The sequence below is a fragment of the Microbacterium sp. Leaf203 genome, assembly GCF_001421275.1.
Lineage (GTDB): Bacteria > Actinomycetota > Actinomycetes > Actinomycetales > Microbacteriaceae > Microbacterium > Microbacterium testaceum_A.
Window position 1 is genome coordinate 1,540,395 of the sequence record NZ_LMKF01000022.1, and the last position, 19,341, is coordinate 1,559,735.

The window sequence follows — 19,341 nt, forward strand, 5'->3', positions numbered from 1 at the left end:
ATGACGAGGGGTCCGGGGTCCGCGAGGGCCGGTGACTTCGACACGCTCAGCCACTTCGGTTCAGGCTCCGCCGCCTCGCCCAAGAGGTTTCTGAGCGGAAGCGGGCGTCAGAGCGCGTGGGCGATCAAACGCTCCAGCGTGCGCATGCCGTCGCGCGACAGGATCGACTCGAGGTGACCCTGCACGCTCGCGAACCCGGGCCCGCGCAGGGCGTAGACGTCGCCGGTTTCGGGATCGGCCGCGACCTCCGCGGGGATGTCGATGCGCCCCTCGGGCAGGGGGAGCGCGGCGCCCGTCGCTTCTCCGTTCGCGGTGATCGATTCGACGACGATCCCCCGCTCGGTCGTACCCGGAGCCACGCGCGCCGTAAACGTGTTGTAGAAACCGATCGAGGCGCTCTCGCCGAACACGTCGACGCTCTTCTGCAGGCCCTGGTGAGGCTGTGCGAGAGGGGCGAGGTCGATGCCGAGCTGGTCCGCGAGGATCTGATGGCTCAGGCACACCGCGAGGAGCGGAGCGTGGCGGAAGAGCCGCCGCGAGACCACTCGCCGCATCGCCGTCATGCGGGGGCTGTCGTCGCGCGGGTCGCCGGGCCCGGGACCCGAGACGACCAGGTCGGCGGCGTCGATCTCGTCGTCCGTCGCCTCCGACCACGGCACGATGCGGGTGTCCAGGCCCAGGTGACGCAGCTGATGCGCGAGCATCGTGGTGAAGCGGTCCTCGGCATCCACCACCAGCGCCGTACGGCCTGCGAAGGGGCCCGATCCGTCGGGGTCCTGCGGGTTCATCCAGAACGGTGCGAGACGGTCGTTGCGCGAGGTCAGCAGTTCGGCGATCGCGGGGTCTTCGGCCAACGGCCGGCGGGCCGCGGCCGGAGCGTCGGGGTCGGCGCCGGCCGGAACGGCGGGAGCGTCCCGCGGGATCGCTCCGATGGCGCCGAGCACGCCCGCCGCCTTTCCGTGGGTCTCGCCCACCTCGCCGTCGGGATCGGAGTGGCGCACGAGGGTCGCGCCCACGGGGACGCGCAGTCGCCCGTCGACCAGGTACGCCGTGCGGATGAGGATCGGCGCGTCGAGGTCGTGCGTGGGGCCCTCGGTCGAGCCGTTCGGGGTGAACAGCGCCGCGACACCGGAGTAGTACCCGCGGGGGACGGTCTCGTGGCGGGCGATCACCGTGCACGCGTTCTGCATGGGCGAGCCGGTCACGGTGGGGGCGAACATCGTCTCGCGCAGGATGTCGCGGGGGTCGAGGTCGCTCGAGCCGCGCAGCATGTACTCGGTGTGCGTGAGCCGTGACATCTCTTTGAGGTGCGGCCCGGTGATCCGACCGCCGTCGCTGCAGACGGCGCTCATCATCTTCAGCTCTTCGTCGACGACCATGAAGAGCTCTTCGGTCTCTTTGGTCGAGCGCAGGAACTCCGCGAGGGTCTCGGCGGTCGCGCCGCCGGCGGGGTGGCGGAAGGTGCCCGAGATGGGGTTCATCGTGACGACGCCGTCCTTCGCGCTCACGTGCGCCTCGGGGCTCGCGCCCACCGCGATGTGATCGTCGGTGACGACAGCGAACGTCCAGTACGCGCCCTTCTCGTGCTCGAGCAGCGCGCGGAACCACGTCAGAGCGGCGATCCGGGGGTCGACGTCGACGCCGGCGACGAAGTCGCGACGGATGACGAAGTTCGCCCCCTCGCCGCGGCCGATCTCGTCGGCGATCACGCGGCGCACGATGCGGGCGTAGTCCTCGTCGCTGATGTCGAAGCCGGCGTCCGCCAACGGCACGGGGGAGGAGGGGAGGGATGCCATGGCCTCAGCCCGCGGCAGGGACACGCGGTCGCCGATCACCAGACAGCGCAGCGGGGCCCCGTCGTCGTGGCAGACGAAGCCGCGCTCGCGCACCTGTCGGTACGGGACGAGCGCGAGCACCTCGCGGGCGACGCCGTCGGCATCCGTCAACGGGATGTCGGCGAGGAGCTCGACGTCGACGACGTCTCCGGTGAGGACCTCGACGGTCGCCCCGTCACGGGCGATGAGGGCGAAGGGGGCGGAACCTGCGGCGAGGTCCGAGAGCAGGGGAGAGGGGTCGAGCCCGGTCATCGAGATGTCTTTCCGTCTGTGCTGAGCGAGGTTTCGTCGCGGCCGCCGAAAACACGAAGACCGCCGGATTCCCCAGGGGGAGGGCGGTCTGTTGCATGCGTGCGCACCGCCTAAACGGTGGGCCACCAGGATGTGTGAGCGCGCATGGCGCCGAACCTACCACAGCAGCCTTTCGGCACCGGTTCAGGCGCCGTGCGGTGAGGGCGGCGTAGGCTGAGCCCGTGCCTGCTGTGAACCTCGGAATGCCCCGCGTGCCGGAGACCCTCGCTCCCCGTCGCAAGACCCGCCAGATCCGGGTCGGCAAGGTGCTCGTCGGTGGCGACGCCCCCGTCAGCGTCCAGTCGATGACCACGACGCCCACCACCAACATCAACGCCACGCTGCAGCAGATCGCCGAGCTCACGGCATCCGGATGCGAGATCGTGCGCGTCGCGGTGCCGTCGCAGGACGACGCCGACGTGCTGCACATCATCGCGAAGAAGAGCCAGATCCCGGTCATCGCCGACATCCACTTCCAGCCGAAATACGTCTTCCAGGCGATCGACGCCGGGTGCGGTGCGGTGCGCGTGAACCCGGGCAACATCCGCAAGTTCGACGACCAGGTCGGCGCGATCGCCAAAGCCGCCAAGGACGCCGGAGTGTCGCTGCGCATCGGCGTGAACGCCGGTTCGCTCGACCGTCGCCTGCTCGAGAAGTACGGCAAGGCCACCCCCGAGGCCCTCGTGGAGAGCGCCGTCTGGGAGGCATCGCTGTTCGAGGAGCACGACTTCCACGACTTCAAGATCTCGGTCAAGCACAACGACCCCATCGTCATGGTGAAGGCTTACCGTCTGCTCGCCGAGCGGGGCGACTGGCCCCTGCACCTCGGCGTGACCGAGGCCGGACCCGCGTTCCAGGGCACGATCAAGAGCGCCACGGCGTTCGGCATCCTGCTGTCGGAGGGCATCGGCGACACCATCCGCGTCTCGCTCTCGGCCCCTCCGGCCGAAGAGGTCAAGGTCGGCCACCAGATCCTGCAGTCGCTGAACCTCCGCGAGCGCAAGCTCGAGATCGTCTCGTGCCCCTCGTGCGGTCGCGCCCAGGTCGACGTGTACACGCTCGCCGACGACGTGACCGAGGGCCTGAAGGACATGACCGTTCCGCTGCGCGTGGCCGTCATGGGCTGCGTCGTCAACGGACCCGGTGAGGCGCGCGACGCCGACCTGGGTGTCGCCTCGGGCAACGGCAAGGGTCAGATCTTCGTGAAGGGCGAGGTCGTCAAGACCGTGCCCGAGAGCGAGATCGTGGCGACGCTGATCGCCGAGGCGAACCGCCTCGCGGCCGAGATGGGCCCCGACGCCGCTACCGGTACCGCGCAGGTCATCACCGCCTGACCGCGTACCCGATCCGCTCGGCGCTCATCTGAGCGTCGGCAGTCGGCTTTTGTTCCGATAGCGTCGGAAGTCTCATGACCGAGACTGCACGCGCCTCCCTCGCCCGCCCGCTCATCGCCGGCGTGGTCACCGCCCTCGTCGGCTTCACCAGCACCTTCGCGGTGGTCCTCACGGGCCTGCGGGCGGTGGGTGCGACGCCCGCGCAGGCGGCGAGCGGACTGCTCGCCATCACCCTCGTCGTCGGGGTGGGCTGCATCGTGCTGGCCGGTCGCTACCGCATCCCCATCACCGTCGCCTGGTCGACCCCCGGCGTCGCGCTACTCGCGGGGACCGGCGCCGTCGACGGCGGCTGGCCCGCGGTCGTGGGGGGCTTCCTCGTCTGCGCGGCACTGATCCTGTGCACGGCCCTGTTCCCGCCGCTGGGCGCGCTGATCGCCCGCATCCCTCCCTCGATCGCGCAGGCGATGCTCGCCGGCGTGCTGCTGCCGTTGTGCGTCGCGCCGTTCGTCGGGCTCGTCGACGACCCGTGGGGAGTGGCTCCCGTGCTGATCGTGTGGCTCGTGGCATCCCGTCTGCTTCCCCGGTGGGCCGTGCCGCTCGCCTTCGTCGCGGCGATCGCGGTGGTCGCGGTGGAGCTCACCCGCACGGGAGTGAACGCGGATGCCACCTCGCTCCTGCCCCGGCTGGAGTTCACCGCCCCCGAACTCACGGTCGGCGCGGTCATCGGGATCGCGTTGCCGCTGTTCGTGGTGACGATGGCGTCGCAGAACGTCCCCGGCGTCGCCGTGATGCGCAGCCTCGGCTACACGGTCCCCTGGCGTCCCGCGATGCTCATCACCGGCCTCGGCTCGGCGGCCGCCGCGACCTTCGGCGGACACGCGATGAACCTCGGTGCCATCAGCGCGGCGATCGCGGCGGGCCCCGACTCCCACCCCGACCCGAAGAAGCGCTGGGTGGCCGGCGTCTCGGCGGGGGGAACATACCTCGTGCTCGGCGCCCTGTCGGCGGCGTTCGCGGCGATCGTGCTGCTCGCCCCCGCCGGCGTCATCCCGGCGGTGGCCGGGGTGGCCCTGTTCGGCGCGTTCGGCTCCGCCGTGCAGCAGGCCATCGACGACCCCGGAGAGCGGGTGCCGGCCGTGGTGACCTTCCTCGTCGCGGCATCCGGGATCGCGGTGTTCGGGGTGAGCGCGGCCTTCTGGGCGCTGCTGGCGGGGCTCGTCGTGCGTAGCGTCCTGCACGTGGGACGGCGCCGCGCCGCGTGACCGGGTTGACCAAGTGCGGTTGACCAACGTCGGAGGTGGGTGCGAGTCTGGTCGCATGAAGACGTCGCGAGTGAAGGTGCAATACGCCAAGACGCACCTGTCCGCCCTCATCGCCTCCGTGCAACGCGGCGACGAGGTCGTCATCGCGCGGGGCGATACCCCGGCCGCGCGGCTGGTCGCCGTCGAGCCGCCGGCGGAGCGGGAGTTGGGCTTCGTGGCCTACGCGGTCCCGGAGTCGTTCTCCGACCCCCTGCCCGAAGGGGAGCTCTCCGCCTGGGAGGTCGGTGCGTGAGGTATCTGCTCGACACGCACACGCTCCTCTGGGCGCTGACCGCCCCGGATCGCCTCGGCCCGGCCTCCTCGACAATCCTCGCCGACCCGTCATCGACGATCGTCGTGTCCGCCGCCTCGGCGTGGGAGATCTCGACGAAGCAGAGGATCGGCAAGCTCCCGCACGCTGACGCGCTCGTCGGGGGCTACGCGCGCCATCTCGATCGCCTCGGCGCGGAGAGGCTCCCCATCGATGAGACCCACGCGCTCCTCGCCGGAGCCCTCCAGTGGGATCATCGTGACCCGTTCAACCGGATGCTCGCCGCGCAGGCGATGGTGGAGTCCCTCACGCTTCTCAGCAGCGACGACGCGTTCTCTCGGTTGGCGGGCCTCGCCGTTCAGTGGTGAGACCTGGGTGCCCGGGGGAGGTGAGTAGTCGAGCCGTCACCCTTTCGTTACCGAAACTTCCGCGTCGGTCGTGAACCGATCGACGGATCATGGACATTAGAGAGTGTGGATGACGATGACGCCGGGCTGTGGACCCGGGTGCGCCAAGGCGACGAGCTCGCGCTCGCCGCGTTGTTCGATCGGTATGACGCGCGCCTGTTCCGGCACGCGTCGCGCCTGCTGACCCATCGCGAGGATGCGAAGGACGCCGTGACCGTGGCGTTCTTCGAGCTGTGGCGCAAACGCGTCTCGGTGCGTCTGGTCGACGGGTCGCCTCTGCCGTGGCTGCTGACGACCGTCGCGCATTGCGCACGCAACCTCGAGCGCTCGAGCAGGAGGTACCGCGCCCTGCTCGATCGAGCACCGGTCGCGGAGGCCCCAACGGCCGGGCACGACGAGAGCGGAGTGCTCTCGGCACTCAAGCGGCTGCCCGAGCGCGAGCAGGCGGTCGTGGTGCTGTCGGTGCTCGAGGGCTACGCGGAGCGCGAGGTCGCTCAGGCCCTCGGCATCCCGGCGGGAACGGTGAAGTCGCGGCTCGCCCGCGCCAAAGCGAAACTGCGCGACGAGGTCGCGATGGAAGGGGCACGGGCATGAACGACGAACTGACGCCCTCCGAGCGCGCGGCCCTGCGCGCCCGCATCGTGGGCGGCGCCCACGACATCACGCCCGTCGGGGCGCACCGCAACGCCTGGATCGCGGGCTCCGTGGCGGCGGCTCTGGTGGTCGCGATCGCCGGGGGAGTGGCGGTGACCTCGACGCTGAGCGCGCCCGAGATCGCGACGACGCCGTCGCCGAGCCCGACCGCCACCGTGGCGCCGGTGCCGACCCCGACGCCGACGGTCGCGCCAACCCCGACCCCGGCACCTACCCCCCTGGCCACGGCGCCCGTCCTCGCTTTCGGCGGCGACTGTTCGGCTGTGCTCGATGCCGATGCGGCATCTTCGGTGGTCGGTGTTCCGATGCGTCTGTGGGAGGGGCTGTCCGTCTGGGACGCTCGATCGCTGGGCGGGGTCTCGTGCCACTGGCGGACGCAGGACTCCTCGGGGTGGCAGTCGGTGGGCGTCACCGTTCTCCCCTACTCCGTCGTGCCGGACGCCGTCCGCGCGAGAATCGGCGTCGCCCCGGTCTGCGAGGGCGGACCATGCGACTATTCGGAACGCTTCGGGGACGCGTGGGTGTCCGCGTACGCGAGCAGCGCCTCCGTGGCGTTGGACGCGGTAGCGGCGGTGGGGTCGCGCGCTGCCGCCTCGCCGGGAATCGAGCGGGCGCTTCCGGCGGCGGCCTGGCATCTCGATGGCTGTCAGGACCGTCTCCGTGGCGCCGTCGAGCAGACCCTTGGCCGTGTCGGACTTGAACCGGTGGGAACCGACAACGTGCCGCAGGGTCAAGAGTGGGACGTTCTCACCGGGCGCGGCGCCGCCGCCTGGTGCTCGGTCGCCCCTCCCGTCTACGACGATCCGGACTACTTCACACTGCGACTCAGCATCGCCGCCGGTGCGCAATCCGATGCGAGCGAGGTGGAGCGGTTCGGGGGCATTCCGGTTCAGGTCAACGGTGCCCGAGCGGCCTGGTGGATCCCACCCGCGAACGGGGTCGGCGGGCGCCTGCGGGCGGACGCCGACGGGGGAATCATCGAGGCGGTGGGCACGGATCTCACACAGGAGCAGATGCGCGCCCTCGCCGAGAACATCATCGGCGCGCTCGGGTGACCCCTGGCATCCGTCCCCCCTGCCCTCGCGCCCTAGACTCGACTCTCGTGGTCACCCGTCTGTCGAAGTACTTCCTCCGCACGCTCCGCGAAGATCCCTCGGATGCCGAGGTCACGAGCCACCGCCTGCTCGTGCGCGCCGGTTACATCCGTCGCAACGCCCCGGGCGTCTTCGCGTGGCTCCCTCTGGGTCTGAGGGTCAAGGCCAAGATCGAGTCCGTCGTCCGCGAGGAGATGGCGAACGCCGGAGCGTTCGAGGTGCACTTCCCGGCGCTGCTGCCCCGCGAACCGTACGAGGTCACGGGCCGCTGGGAGGAGTACGGCGACGCGCTGTTCCGCCTGCAGGACCGCAAGGGAGCCGACTACCTTCTCGCGCCCACGCACGAGGAGATGTTCACCCTCCTGGTGAAGGACTTGTACTCGTCGTACAAGGACCTGCCGCTGACGATCTACCAGATCCAGGACAAGTACCGCGACGAGGCGCGTCCCCGCGCCGGCCTCCTGCGCGGCCGCGAGTTCACGATGAAGGACGCGTACTCGTTCGACGCGACGGATGCCGGACTCGACGCCTCGTACCAGGCTCAGCGTGACGCCTACGAGCGCATCTTCACCCGCCTGGGTCTCGAGTACGTGATCGTCGCCGCCGACGCCGGCGCGATGGGCGGATCGAAGTCCGAGGAGTTCCTGCACCCGACCCCGATCGGCGAGGACACCTTCGTGCGCTCGGCCGGCGGCTACGCGGCCAACGTCGAGGCCTTCACGACCGTCGTGCCCGACGCGCTGCCGATCGAGGGTCAGCCCGAGGCCGTGATCTTCGATTCGCCGAACACCCCGACGATCGCGACCCTCGTCGACCACTCGAACGCGCACCTCGACGCCCCGGCTCCCGGCATCGCCGGCCCGGCCACGGCCGAGGCCACCCAGTGGACGGCCGCGCACACGCTCAAGAACGTCGTGCTCGCCCTCACGCACCTCGACGGCACGCGCGAGCTGGTCGTCGTGGGCCTTCCCGGTGACCGCGACGTCGACGACAAGCGCGTCGAGGTCGCCTTCGCCCCCGCGGAGGTCGAGGCGGCCACCGAGGCCGACTTCGCGAAGAACCCCCTGCTGGTCAAGGGCTACATCGGCCCCTGGTCGCCGACCGGCGCCGTGCTGGGCGAGGAGTCGGCGACGAAGATCCGTTACTACCTCGACCCCCGAGTGGTCGATGGCACGGCGTGGATCACGGGCGCCAACATCGACCAGAAGCACGTGCACTCGCTCGTCGCGGGCCGCGACTTCGTCGGCGACGGCTTCGTCGAGGTCTCGACCGTGCGCGCGGGAGACCCCGCCCCCGACGGCTCCGGCCCGGTGGAGCTGGCCCGCGGTATGGAGATCGGCCACGTCTTCCAGCTCGGCCGCAAGTACGCCGAGGCGCTGGGGCTGAAGGTGCTCGACGAGAACGGCAAGCTCGCCACCGTCACGATGGGTTCATACGGCATCGGCGTCACCCGCATCCTCGCGATCATCGCCGAGCTCAACAACGACGACAAGGGCCTCATCTGGCCCGCGTCCGTCGCCCCGTTCGACGTGCACGTGGTCGCGACCGGCCGTGAGGCCGCCGCGTTCGAGCTCGCGGCATCCGTCTCCGACCAGCTCGAGGCCGCCGGTCTCGACGTGCTCTACGACGACCGCCCCAAGGTGTCGCCGGGCGTGAAGTTCGGCGACGCCGAGCTCGTCGGCATCCCGCGCATCCTCATCGTCGGTCGCGGCGCGGCCGAGGGCCAGGTCGAGCTCTGGGACCGCCGCACGGGCGAACGCGACACCGTGTCGGTCGACGACGCCGTCGCGGCGCTCACGCGCTGATCCCGTACCGAAACGGCATCCGTCCCGCATCCGCCGGGAGGGATGCCGTTTCGTCGTCCACCCGTGCGCCGGCATCGGTAGCGTGGATGCCATGATCTCGGCTCCCCGTCTGTCCCTGTCCGACGGCTCCACCATCCCGCAGCTCGGCGTCGGCACGTACAAGGTGCCGGCCGACGTGACCGCCGGCCTCGTCGAGGGCGCGCTCGCCGCCGGGTACCGCCACATCGACACGGCCGCGCTCTACGGCAACGAGGCGGAGGTCGGCGAGGGGCTGCGCGCGTCGGGCCTCGAGCGGGACGAGGTGTTCGTCACCACCAAGGTCTGGAACGACGACCAGGGGTTCGACGAGACGCTGCGGGCCTTCGACAGCAGCGCCGCGAAGCTCGGGCTCGACCGCGTCGACCTGTACCTCATCCACTGGCCGATCCCCAGCGCCGACCGCTACGTCGACACCTGGAAGGCGCTCCAGCGCCTGCAGCAGGAGGGGCGGGCGACGTCGATCGGCGTCAGCAACTTCTCGGTCGTGCACCTCGAGCGCCTTCGCGACGAGACCGGACTGCTGCCTGCCGTGAATCAGGTCGAGCTGCACCCGCGCTTCCCGCAGAACGAGCTGGTCGACTGGCACGTCGCGAACGGCATCGTGACCGAGTCGTGGGCGCCGCTCGCGCGCGGCGGCCTGCTCGACGAGCCGGTGCTCGCCGGCATCGCCGAGAAGTACGGCAAGACGCCGGCCCAGGTCGTGATCCGTTGGCACCTGGATCGCGACCTCGTGGTGTTCCCGAAGTCGGTGTCGCTCGACCGCATCCGTGAGAACGGCGACGTCTTCGACTTCACCCTCGACGACGACGACCGCGCGGCCATCGCGGGCCTCGACACGGGAGAGCGCACGGGCCGCAACCCCGACCTCGACTGAGGGCCGAGCTCAGGCGTCGAGGCGGGCGTAGCGTGCGCGGAAGACCGTGAAGACGCCGTAGGCGAGGAATCCCGCCCCGACGAGACAGGCGAGCACGGGACCGGCGGGCAGCGCCACGACGGCGGCGGTTGCTCCGTCGAGTCCGCCCGCGGTGTCGGGCTCGACGGTGACGGCGGCGACGACCACCAGCACGCCCACGATCAGCAGTGCCACGCCCTTCGCGACGAACCCGAGCACACCGAGCACCGTGAGGGCGAAGCCCCCGGGCCCGGCGGGCGTGCGCACCTTGGAGTGGAACGACCGGCGCAGGCCCATCCAGACGAAGCCGATACCGACCGCCGCCACCGCGAGGCCGACCGCACCGAGCACGAATCCGCCGATCGGCCAGGTGAGAACACCCTGGCTGAGGTCTTCGGCCGCCTGTTCCGCCCTCGGACGGGCCCCCAGGGCCACGGATGCCGAGACGAGGCCGATCGCGACGAACACGAGGCCCTGCGGAGCTTCGGTGAAGATTCGTCCGATGCGTCGCCACACCGACAGGTGGCGCGGCGCGAACGCCTGCAGCAGGTGCCAAGCACCGAGGGCGACGAGTCCGACGGCGAGGGCCCACAGTGCCGCCGCTCCGAGGGGCACCGCGGCGACCGCGCGGAACGCCCCTGTCTGGTCGCTGTCCTCGGTCGCGCCGAAGCCGACGGCGATCACCAGAGCGCCGATGAGAAGGTGCAGGATGCCGTTGGCCGCGTACCCCGCGCGCGCGGCGATGCGGAACGCGGGGTTGGCCTCCGCGTCCCGTGCGGCTTCGCGAGCGGAGGTGGACACTCGGGAACCGTACGCGGGTTGGCCGCCGGGCGACAATCCGGTTGTGCGTCCGCGCCTTCCGCGACGAGCGCGGCGAGGGGGTCGGGGGGAGGCGTCATGCGGCGCCGGGGTGAAGATCGTGTGTCGTTCCCGTTCCGCGTTGGCGTGAGCGGGCCGCACTGATTACGGTCGGATCATGCCCGAGAACACCGCTGAGCTGCGCCCCACTCACCCGCTCGCGATCGCGCCGGTCGTCGCCCCCGCGGCATCCGTCGACGGCTTCGCGAAGCAGTTCCTGCAGAACCTCAATTTCGACCAGGGCGTCACGCTGTCGACCTCCGATGTCAACGACCAGTACCTCGCCCTGGCCTACACCGTGCGTGACTACCTCATGGCGCGCTGGTTCGACGATCGCGCGCAGCAGAAGGCCCAGCAGAACAAGACCGTCTGCTACCTCTCGGCCGAGTACCTGCTGGGGCGCCAGCTCGACAACAACCTCCTCGCGGCGCGTCTGACCGACATCGCCACCGAGGCTCTGGCGCAGTGCGGCATCGACATCGACGACCTGCGCCAGGTCGAGATCGAGCCGGGGCTCGGCAACGGCGGTCTGGGCCGCCTCGCGGCCTGCTTCATCGACTCGCTCGCGACGATGAGCATCCCCACCATCGGCTACGGCATCCGCTACGAGTACGGCATCTTCCGCCAGGCCTTCGCCGAGGGGCAGCAGGTCGAGCAGCCCGACGCGTGGCTGCGCATGGGATCCCCCTGGGACTTCGCCCACCCCGAGGCGGCGCAGACGATCTCGTTCGCCGGCCGCACCGAGACCTACGACGACGAGGGCGTCGAGCGCACGCGCTGGATCCCCGAGTGGAACGTGCTCGCGGTGCCCTACAACATGATGGTCCCGGGCTACCACAACGGTCGCGTGAACACGCTGCGCCTGTGGCGCGCGGTGGCCACCAACGCCTTCGACCTGCACACCTTCAACTCCGGCGACTACGTCGAGTCGGTGCGAGCGCAGACCTTCGCCGAGAACATCTCGAAGGTGCTCTACCCCGAGGACTCCACGCCCCAGGGCAAGGAGCTGCGCCTGCAGCAGCAGTACTTCTTCGTCGCGGCATCCATCGCCGACTTCATCGAGAACGTGCTGCCCGACGACTTCGACCTCGAGAAGCTTCCCGAGCGCGTGATCTTCCAGCTCAACGACACCCACCCGGTGATCGGGGTGCCCGAGCTGATGCGCGTGCTCGTCGACGAGAAGAAGCTCGAGTGGGATGCCGCGTGGGCGATCACCCAGAAGTGCTTCGCGTACACCTGCCACACGCTTCTGCCCGAGGCGCTCGAGGTCTGGTCGGTCGACCTGCTCGGCCGCCTGCTGCCGCGCCACCTCGAGATCATCTACCGCATCAACGACGAGTTCCTGCTCGAGGTGCGCGAGCGCTTCGGCGATGACGAGATGCTCATCCGCAACATGTCGATCATCGGCGAACACCCCTCGCGCTCGGTGCGCATGGCGTACCTCGCCACGGTCGCGGGGTCGAAGGTCAACGGCGTCGCCGAGCTGCACTCGCAGCTGCTGCGCGACAACGTGCTGAAGGACTTCGCCACCATGTGGCCCGACAAGTTCACCAACGTCACCAACGGCGTGACGCCGCGCCGCTTCCTGCGCCTGGCAAACCCCGACCTCTCGAGCCTGATCACCGAGGCCCTCGGCGCGGGCTGGACGGTCGACCTCGAACGCCTGCGCGGCCTGGAAGCCCTCGCCGACGACGCCGACTTCCGCGAGCGGTTCGCCGCGGTGAAGGCCTCGAACAAGCGCCGCCTCAGCAGCGTGCTCGAGGCCCGGGGCGAGGCGCCGCTCGACGACGGGCACATGCTCGACGTCATGATCAAGCGCCTGCACGAGTACAAGCGGCAGACCCTGAAGGTGCTGCACATCGTCAGCACCTATGAGGGCATCGTCTCGGGTCGCCTCGACGTCGACGAGGTGCAGGCGCGCACGTTCCTCTTCGGAGCGAAGGCCGCGCCCGGTTACGGCATGGCCAAGCGCATCATCCACCTCATCAACGCCGTCGGCGAGGTGGTCAGCGCCGACGAGCGGGTCAAGGGCAAGCTCAAGGTCGTCTACCCGGCGAACTACAACGTCACCCTGGCCGAGCGCATCATCCCCGCCGCCGACCTGTCGGAGCAGATCTCGCTCGCCGGCAAAGAGGCCTCGGGCACGGGCAACATGAAGCTCGCCCTGAACGGCGCCCTCACCATCGGCACCGACGACGGCGCGAACGTCGAGATCCGCAAGCTCGTCGGCGACGACAACTTCTTCCTTTTCGGCATGAGCGAGCCCGAGGTCGAGGCGCTGTGGGCCGAGGGCTACCGCCCCGCCGACTTCTACCAGAAGGACGAGCGGCTGCGGAGTGCCATCGACCTCATCGCCTCGGGCGCCTTCTCGGGCGGCGACCGCACCGTGTTCGAGCCGCTCGTGTCGAATCTGCTGTACGAAGACCGTTTCATGGCGCTCGCCGACTTCTCGACCTACCTCGACGCCCAGGAGCGCGTCGACGCGGCGTACGCCGACCAGGACGGCTGGGTGCGCTCGGCGATCCTCAACGTCGCGCGCAGTGGCTACTTCTCGTCCGATCGCGCCATGCGCGACTACCTCGACCGCATCTGGCACGCCACCCCGGTGAGCTGACGCGGTTTCCGGATGCCGCGACCCGGGCGCTCGCCCGAGGTTGCGGCATCCGTCGTTTCCGGCGCCGAAATGCGGGCTGGTGCGTGCACAACTCCGGAGTCTCGGATGCCGCGCGGCCGGTGCACCCCGGAACCGCGCGGGCGACGCGGCGCGCGGCGCCGTTGCTTCCTGCGTTGTGCCCGCGCTGGCGGAAAGGCTGCGAAGGCTGGCCGACCGGCGACGGCGTCGAGGCGGCGACGTGCGCGAGAGTTGAAGCCTCTCGACCCCGGAGGCCCCGTGCGCATCAGCGACTTCCCCGTTCCCGACACCCTCGCCGCCCGTGGGGCCCTCGCCCTCGCCCGGCAGTACCAGTCGCCCGCGATCACCGCGCACGCGTTGCGGTCGTGGCTGTGGGCCGAGGCGTTCGCAGTGGTCGACGGCATCGGGAACATCGACCATGAGCTGCTCTACGTCGCCGCAGTGCTGCACGACATCGGCACGGTGGGGGAGTTCGACAACCACGCGCTGTCGTACGAGCACGCGGGCGGGTACGTCGGCGTCGCGCTCACCGCCGGCGCGGGGTGGGAGCAGCCCCGACGCGAGCGCGTGCTCGAGGTGATCGTGCGGCACAACTGGCCGCGTGTGGATCCGTCGATGGATGCCGAGGGCTCCCTGCTCGAGATCGCGACGGGCCTCGACATCTCCGGCGCCCGCCCCGACGCGCTGCCCGAGGATTTCCGCCGCGAGGTGCTCGCCGCTCACCCACGCGGCGCCCTGGCCGCCGAGTTCGGCGCGTGCGTGCTCGACCAGGCGGCGCGCAAGCCCGACACCGCCGCCCGGCGCCTGGTGGACGGGGGAGTGGTGGCCAAGCTCGCGGCGAACCCGCTCGAACGGTTGTGACCGGCCGGATGAGGCGGGGAGTCAGACGACGAGTTCGACGCGGACGCCCGCCGCTTCGTACGTTCCTCGTGCTCGGGCGTCTCGTGTGGCGAGCGAGAGCGCATGGGTGAGAGCGGCGAGAGCGACGAGTCCGTCGTAGGTCGCCCCGCCGCTGATCCCGCGATCGGCCAGGGCGCGGTGCGCGCCCGCGGACGCGTCGGCCGGGAGTGAGAGGGGATCGCCGAAGTTGGCATCCATGACGGAGATCGCGTCGGCCGCTTCGAGTCGTGCGTCGCCCGGGAGTCGCGTCAAGACGGAATACGTCTCGATCGCCGCGTGACCGCTGAGGCGGAGCTCGCGCCCGCGCGCCCAAGCGCTCACTCGATCGTGATGCTCGTGGGAGCCGACGAGCAGCGGGACCGCAACGCTCGTGTCGACCGCGATCGGCGTGCGATCGACCGTCACCGACGCCCGCTGTCGATCAGGGTCGAGATCACCTCGTCGGTGACGGGCGTCGATCCGCGGGAGATCAATCGGCCGTCGTCGTCGCGTTCGAGACGTGCGGTACGGCCACCCGGGGTGATCTGCACTCCGCTCCCGTAGGCCGAGACGTCGACGACCGTGCCGGGGAGGAGACCGAACACGTCGCGAAGGGCCTTCGGGAGGACGATGCGCCCCCCGCTGTCGATGGTGAGCTCCATGGGAATACGATACCAGCGTCGTCCCATCCGCGGACCGGTCGCCTCAGCGCGTCGCCCGTCAACGAGGACGGCCGCAGCTGCGGCATCCGGAATCGTCCGACGAGATGCGCGGGGCGTGACATCCCGGGTATCGTAGGAGGGTTGTCGGCGCCGGTCGTGCCGACGAAAGCTGAACAACGGAGGGCCTTGTGGACATCGATCTCGCACTACTGAAGACGATCGAACGCGAGAAGGAGATCCCCTTCGACGAACTCGCGCGCATCATCGAGCAGGCGATCCTGACCGCCTACGCCAAGCACATCTCGCCGACCGGCGAGATCCCCACCGGAGCGCGCGCCACCCTCGACCGCAAGACCGGCCACGTGGGCATCTTCACGCCCGTGACCGACGACGAGGGCGCGATCATCGGCGAAGAGGAGCAGGCCCCCGACGACTTCGGTCGCATCGCCGCCTTCGCCGCCAAGCAGGTCATCAGCCAGCGTCTGCGCGACATCGCCGACGATGCCGTGCTGGGCGAGTTCCGCGGCAAAGAGGGCGACATCGTCGCCGGCGTCGTGCAGCAGGGTGCCAACCCGCGCATGGTCCACGTCGATCTCGGCACGGTCGAGGCGATCCTCCCGCCCGAAGAGCAGGTGCCCGGCGAGACCTACGCCCACGGCTCGCGACTGCGGGTGTACGTCACGAGCGTCTCGAAGGGCAACAAGGGCCCGCAGATCACCGTGTCGCGCACCCACCCGGGCCTGGTCCGCAAGCTCTTCGCCCTCGAGGTGCCCGAGATCGCCGCGGGGCTCGTCGAGATCGTCTCGCTCGCCCGCGAGGCCGGTCACCGTTCGAAGATCGCGGTCAAGGCCAACGACCCGACAGTGAACGCCAAGGGCGCCTGCATCGGAGAGCTCGGCCGCCGCGTGCGCGCCGTCACCGAAGAGCTCGCCGGCGAAAAGATCGACATCATCGACTACGACGCCGAGTTGCCGCGCTTCGTCGCGAACGCCCTGTCGCCGGCGAAGGTCACCTCGTCGTTCGTCCTGGATGCCACGACCAAGGCCGTCCGCGCCCTCGTGCCCGACTACCAGCTGTCGCTCGCGATCGGCAAAGAGGGGCAGAACGCCCGTCTGGCCGCCAAGCTGACCGGTGCGAAGATCGACATCCAGCCCGACAGCATCCTCGAAGACAACTGAGCGTCCGATCGTCCCCACGATCGCGAGGTGTAGGATGGAACCCGTACGAACGTGCGTCGGATGCCGCGCACGTGCCCCCCGATCCTCGCTTCTGCGTGTGGTCGCGGACGGATCCGTCCTCGTCGCTGACGAGCGAGCGGTTCTTCCCGGTCGGGGCGCGTGGGTGCACGAGACGGACGCGTGTGTGAGCAAAGCGCTCGCACGTCGCGCCTTCGTACGAGCATTGCGTGTGTCAGGCCCGCTTGACACGCAGACCTTCGAATCACACCACCAGCGAAAAGGCTGAACGGCTATGGACACGAAGTGAACGGCTCGAAATGAGACCCGTCCGCAACTAACGGTCTGCCCTGTCCGGGGTAGGCCCTCAGACAGGAGAATTGTGGCAAAACCACGCGTGCACGAGATCGCTTCCGAGCTCGGCGTCGACAGCAAGGTCGCGCTTGCGAAGCTGAAGGAGCTCGGCGAATTCGTCAAGAGCCCCTCATCCACCATCGAACCCCCGGTGGCCCGTAAGCTCCGCGCTGCGCTGGCCTCCGAAGGCTCGTCTTCCGCTTCGGATGCCAAGCCCGCCGCTTCCGCGGCGCGCCCCGGCGCCCGTCCTGGTCCGGCTCGTCCGGCCGCGACCCCCGGCAACCGTCCGTCGGGTCCCACGCCCGGACCCGCGAAGCCCGCGGCCCCCGCCGCTCCCGTAGCGGCTCCGGCCGAGGCTGCACCCGCGGCATCCGTCCCGGCTTCCGAGGCCCCCGCGGCCGCGTCGGCGGCGAAGCCTTCGACTCCGTCGTCTCCGCCGAGCCCCGGCTCGACCCCTCCGACCCCCGGTGCCGCTGCACCCGGTGCCGGTGCCCCCAAGCCCGGCCCGAGCGCGCCCCCGCGTCCGGGTGGAGCCCGTCCGGGCAACAACCCCTTCGCGTCCTCGCAGGGCATGGGCCAGCGTCCCGCCGGTCCCCGTCCGGGCAACAACCCCTTCGCTTCGGCGCAGGGAATGGGCCAGCGCCCGACCCCCGGCAACATCCCGCGTCCGCAGGCTCCGCGCCCCGGTGCCCCGCGTCCCGGTGCCCCGCGCCCCGGTGGTGCCGGTCGTCCCGGTGGCGGCGGTCGTCCCGGTGCTCCGTTCCAGCAGCGTCCCGGCGGTCCCGGTCGTCCCGGCGGCGCCGGTGGCGGCTTCCAGCGCCCCGGTGGCGGCGCTCCGGCCGGTGGTTTCGCCGGTCGTCCCGGTGGCGGCGGTGGCCGTGGCCGTGGTCCCGGCGGTGGTACCGCGGGTGCCTTCGGTAAGGGTGGCGGCAAGTCCAAGCAGCGTAAGTCGCGTCGGGCGAAGCGGCAGGAATTCGAGATGCGGTCGGCGCCGGTCGTCGGCGGCGTCAACGTCTCGAAGGGGAACGGCGAGATCATCCGCCTGCGTCGCGGTGCCTCCATCGCCGACTTCGCGGACAAGCTCGAAGCCTTGCGCGGCTACACCGTGCAGCCCGGCACGCTCGTGACCATCCTGTTCAACCTGGGCGAGATGGCCACCGCGACCGAGTCGCTCGACGAGGCCACCTTCGAGGTGCTCGGAGCCGAGCTCGGCTACAAGATCCAGATGGTCTCGCCCGAGGACGAAGACAAGGAGCTCCTCGAGGGCTTCGGTCTCGACCTCGACGCCGAGCTCGAGGCCGAGAGCGAGGACGATCTCGAGATCCGTCCTCCCGTGGTCACCGTCATGGGCCACGTCGACCACGGTAAGACGCGACTGCTCGACGCCATCCGCCAGACCAACGTGGTCGCGGGCGAGGCCGGCGGCATCACGCAGCACATCGGTGCGTACCAGATCTGGACCGAGCACGAGGGCATCGAGCGCGCGATCACCTTCATCGACACCCCGGGTCACGAGGCGTTCACCGCCATGCGTGCCCGTGGTGCGCAGGTGACCGACATCGCGATCCTCGTGGTCGCGGCCGACGACGGCATCATGCCCCAGACGGTCGAGGCGCTGAACCACGCCCAGGCGGCGAACGTGCCGATCGTGGTCGCGGTCAACAAGGTCGACAAGCCCGACGCCAACCCGGCCAAGGTGCGCCAGCAGCTCACCGAGTACGGTCTGGTCGCCGAGGAGTACGGCGGAGACGTCATGTTCGTCGACGTCTCGGCTCGACAGAACCTCAACATCCAGGCCCTCCTGGATGCGGTCCTGCTCACCGCCGACGCCGGCCTCGACCTCACGGCCAACCCGAACAAGGCGGCCCGCGGTGTCGCGATCGAAGCAAAGCTCGACAAGGGTCGCGGTTCGGTCGCCACGGTGCTCATCCAGTCCGGAACCCTTCGCGTCGGTGACGCGATCGTCGCCGGAACGGCCTACGGCCGCGTCCGCGCGATGATGGACGAGAACGGCGAAGCGGTCGAAGAGGCCTACCCGTCGCGTCCCGTCTCGGTTCAGGGCCTCAACTCCGTGCCCCGCGCCGGCGACGTCTTCATCGTCACCGAAGAGGACCGCACCGCCCGTCAGATCGCCGAGAAGCGTGAAGCGGCCGAGCGCAACGCCCAGCTGGCCAAGGCCCGCAAGCGCATCTCGCTCGAGGACTTCACCCGCGCTCTCGAAGAGGGCAAGGTCGAGTCGCTCAACCTCATCATCAAGGGTGACGTGTCGGGTGCCGTCGAGGCACTCGAGGAGTCGCTGCTCAAGATCGAGGTCGACGACAGCGTCCAGCTGCGCATCATCCACCGCGGTGTGGGTGCGATCACCGAGTCGGACATCAACCTGGCCACGATCGACAACGCGATCGTGATCGGCTTCAACGTCCGTCCCGACACGAAGGCCCGTGAGCGCGCCGCTCGCGAGGGTGTCGACGTGCGGTTCTACTCGGTCATCTACAACGCGATCGACGACGTCGAGCAGTCGCTCAAGGGCCTGCTCAAGCCGGAGTTCGAAGAGGTGCAGTCGGGTGTCGCCGAGATCCGCGAGGTGTTCCGCTCCTCGAAGTTCGGCAACATCGCCGGTGTCATCGTGCGATCGGGAACGATCACGCGAAACGCCAAGGCTCGCGTCATCCGCGACGGTGTCGTGCTGGCCGACGGCCTGGCCATCGAGTCGCTGCGTCGCTTCAAGGACGACGTCACCGAGGTTCGGACGGACTTCGAGGCCGGTATCGGTCTCGGCAAGTTCAACGACATCCAGGTCGGCGACGAGATCGAAACGACGGAACTCGTCGAGAAGCCGCGAGGCTGATCGTCGTGCG

General features: G+C 70.0%; 17 protein-coding genes. 13 read left to right on the forward strand and 4 right to left on the reverse strand.

Going from position 1 to position 19,341, the window contains the following annotated elements:
* Positions 1–107: 107 nt before the first annotated feature.
* Positions 108–2,087: an anthranilate synthase family protein gene (locus ASE56_RS08405; protein ID WP_056227197.1), complete on the reverse strand. Its 1,980-nt coding sequence runs from the start codon at positions 2,085–2,087 to the stop codon at positions 108–110.
* 242 nt (positions 2,088–2,329) lie between these two features.
* Between ASE56_RS08405 and ispG the strand changes: the two genes are divergently transcribed.
* From ispG to ASE56_RS08445, 8 genes are all read left to right on the forward strand, one after another.
* The gene (ispG, locus tag ASE56_RS08410) at positions 2,330–3,460 is read left to right on the forward strand and encodes a flavodoxin-dependent (E)-4-hydroxy-3-methylbut-2-enyl-diphosphate synthase (protein ID WP_056228466.1); all 1,131 of its coding nucleotides are present in this window, start codon (positions 2,330–2,332) and stop codon (positions 3,458–3,460) included.
* Between the two features lie 74 nt (positions 3,461–3,534).
* Positions 3,535–4,722: a benzoate/H(+) symporter BenE family transporter gene (locus ASE56_RS08415; RefSeq protein ID WP_056227199.1), complete on the forward strand. Its 1,188-nt coding sequence runs from the start codon at positions 3,535–3,537 to the stop codon at positions 4,720–4,722.
* A 55-nt stretch (positions 4,723–4,777) separates the two neighbouring features.
* Positions 4,778–5,014, forward strand: coding sequence for a type II toxin-antitoxin system Phd/YefM family antitoxin (locus ASE56_RS08420; RefSeq protein ID WP_056227202.1), 237 nt, complete (start codon positions 4,778–4,780; stop codon positions 5,012–5,014).
* Positions 5,011–5,400: a type II toxin-antitoxin system VapC family toxin gene (locus tag ASE56_RS08425; protein ID WP_235556952.1), complete on the forward strand. Its 390-nt coding sequence runs from the start codon at positions 5,011–5,013 to the stop codon at positions 5,398–5,400. Before ASE56_RS08420 ends, ASE56_RS08425 begins: the two co-directional genes overlap by 4 nt.
* 105 nt (positions 5,401–5,505) lie before the next feature.
* Entirely contained in the window at positions 5,506–6,033 is a 528-nt protein-coding gene (locus tag ASE56_RS08430; RefSeq protein ID WP_056227207.1) for an RNA polymerase sigma factor, read from the forward strand.
* A complete protein-coding gene (locus ASE56_RS17500) occupies positions 6,030–7,148 on the forward strand; it encodes a hypothetical protein (protein ID WP_056227210.1) in 1,119 nt (372 codons plus the stop codon). The genes ASE56_RS08430 and ASE56_RS17500 overlap by 4 nt, the downstream gene beginning before the upstream one ends.
* A 47-nt stretch (positions 7,149–7,195) precedes the next feature.
* A complete protein-coding gene (locus tag ASE56_RS08440; RefSeq protein ID WP_056227213.1) occupies positions 7,196–8,992 on the forward strand; it encodes a proline--tRNA ligase in 1,797 nt (598 codons plus the stop codon).
* Between the two features lie 91 nt (positions 8,993–9,083).
* The gene (locus ASE56_RS08445; protein ID WP_056227216.1) at positions 9,084–9,905 is read left to right on the forward strand and encodes an aldo/keto reductase; all 822 of its coding nucleotides are present in this window, start codon (positions 9,084–9,086) and stop codon (positions 9,903–9,905) included.
* A 9-nt stretch (positions 9,906–9,914) separates the two neighbouring features.
* Here ASE56_RS08445 and ASE56_RS08450 read toward each other — a convergent pair whose 3' ends face one another.
* The gene (locus ASE56_RS08450; protein WP_056227219.1) at positions 9,915–10,724 is read right to left on the reverse strand and encodes a DUF1206 domain-containing protein; all 810 of its coding nucleotides are present in this window, start codon (positions 10,722–10,724) and stop codon (positions 9,915–9,917) included.
* Positions 10,725–10,899: 175 nt separating this feature from the next.
* On the opposite strand from ASE56_RS08450, the gene ASE56_RS08455 reads away from it, so the two are divergent.
* Positions 10,900–13,395, forward strand: a complete 2,496-nt coding sequence (locus tag ASE56_RS08455) for a glycogen/starch/alpha-glucan phosphorylase (protein WP_056227222.1) — start codon at positions 10,900–10,902, stop codon at positions 13,393–13,395.
* 276 nt (positions 13,396–13,671) lie between these two features.
* A complete protein-coding gene (locus ASE56_RS08460; protein WP_056227225.1) occupies positions 13,672–14,274 on the forward strand; it encodes an HD domain-containing protein in 603 nt (200 codons plus the stop codon).
* A 21-nt stretch (positions 14,275–14,295) separates the two neighbouring features.
* On the opposite strand, the gene ASE56_RS08465 is transcribed toward ASE56_RS08460, so the two are convergent.
* Positions 14,296–14,718, reverse strand: coding sequence for a type II toxin-antitoxin system VapC family toxin (locus ASE56_RS08465; protein ID WP_056227228.1), 423 nt, complete (start codon positions 14,716–14,718; stop codon positions 14,296–14,298).
* Entirely contained in the window at positions 14,715–14,954 is a 240-nt protein-coding gene (locus tag ASE56_RS08470; protein ID WP_056227230.1) for an AbrB/MazE/SpoVT family DNA-binding domain-containing protein, read from the reverse strand. The genes ASE56_RS08465 and ASE56_RS08470 overlap by 4 nt, the downstream gene beginning before the upstream one ends.
* 188 nt (positions 14,955–15,142) lie before the next feature.
* Between ASE56_RS08470 and nusA the strand changes: the two genes are divergently transcribed.
* The 3 genes from nusA to infB all read left to right on the forward strand — a co-directional run bounded on the left by nusA (position 15,143) and on the right by infB (position 19,331).
* Complete coding sequence (gene nusA / locus ASE56_RS08475; RefSeq protein WP_056227233.1) at positions 15,143–16,132, forward strand: transcription termination factor NusA; 990 nt, start codon at positions 15,143–15,145, stop codon at positions 16,130–16,132.
* A 34-nt stretch (positions 16,133–16,166) separates the two neighbouring features.
* On the forward strand, positions 16,167–16,418 hold the full coding sequence (locus ASE56_RS16565; RefSeq protein WP_074694212.1) for a YlxR family protein: 252 nt from the start codon (positions 16,167–16,169) through the stop codon (positions 16,416–16,418).
* Positions 16,419–16,511: 93 nt separating this feature from the next.
* A complete protein-coding gene (gene infB, locus ASE56_RS08480) occupies positions 16,512–19,331 on the forward strand; it encodes a translation initiation factor IF-2 (protein ID WP_200914142.1) in 2,820 nt (939 codons plus the stop codon).
* Positions 19,332–19,341 lie beyond the last annotated feature (10 nt).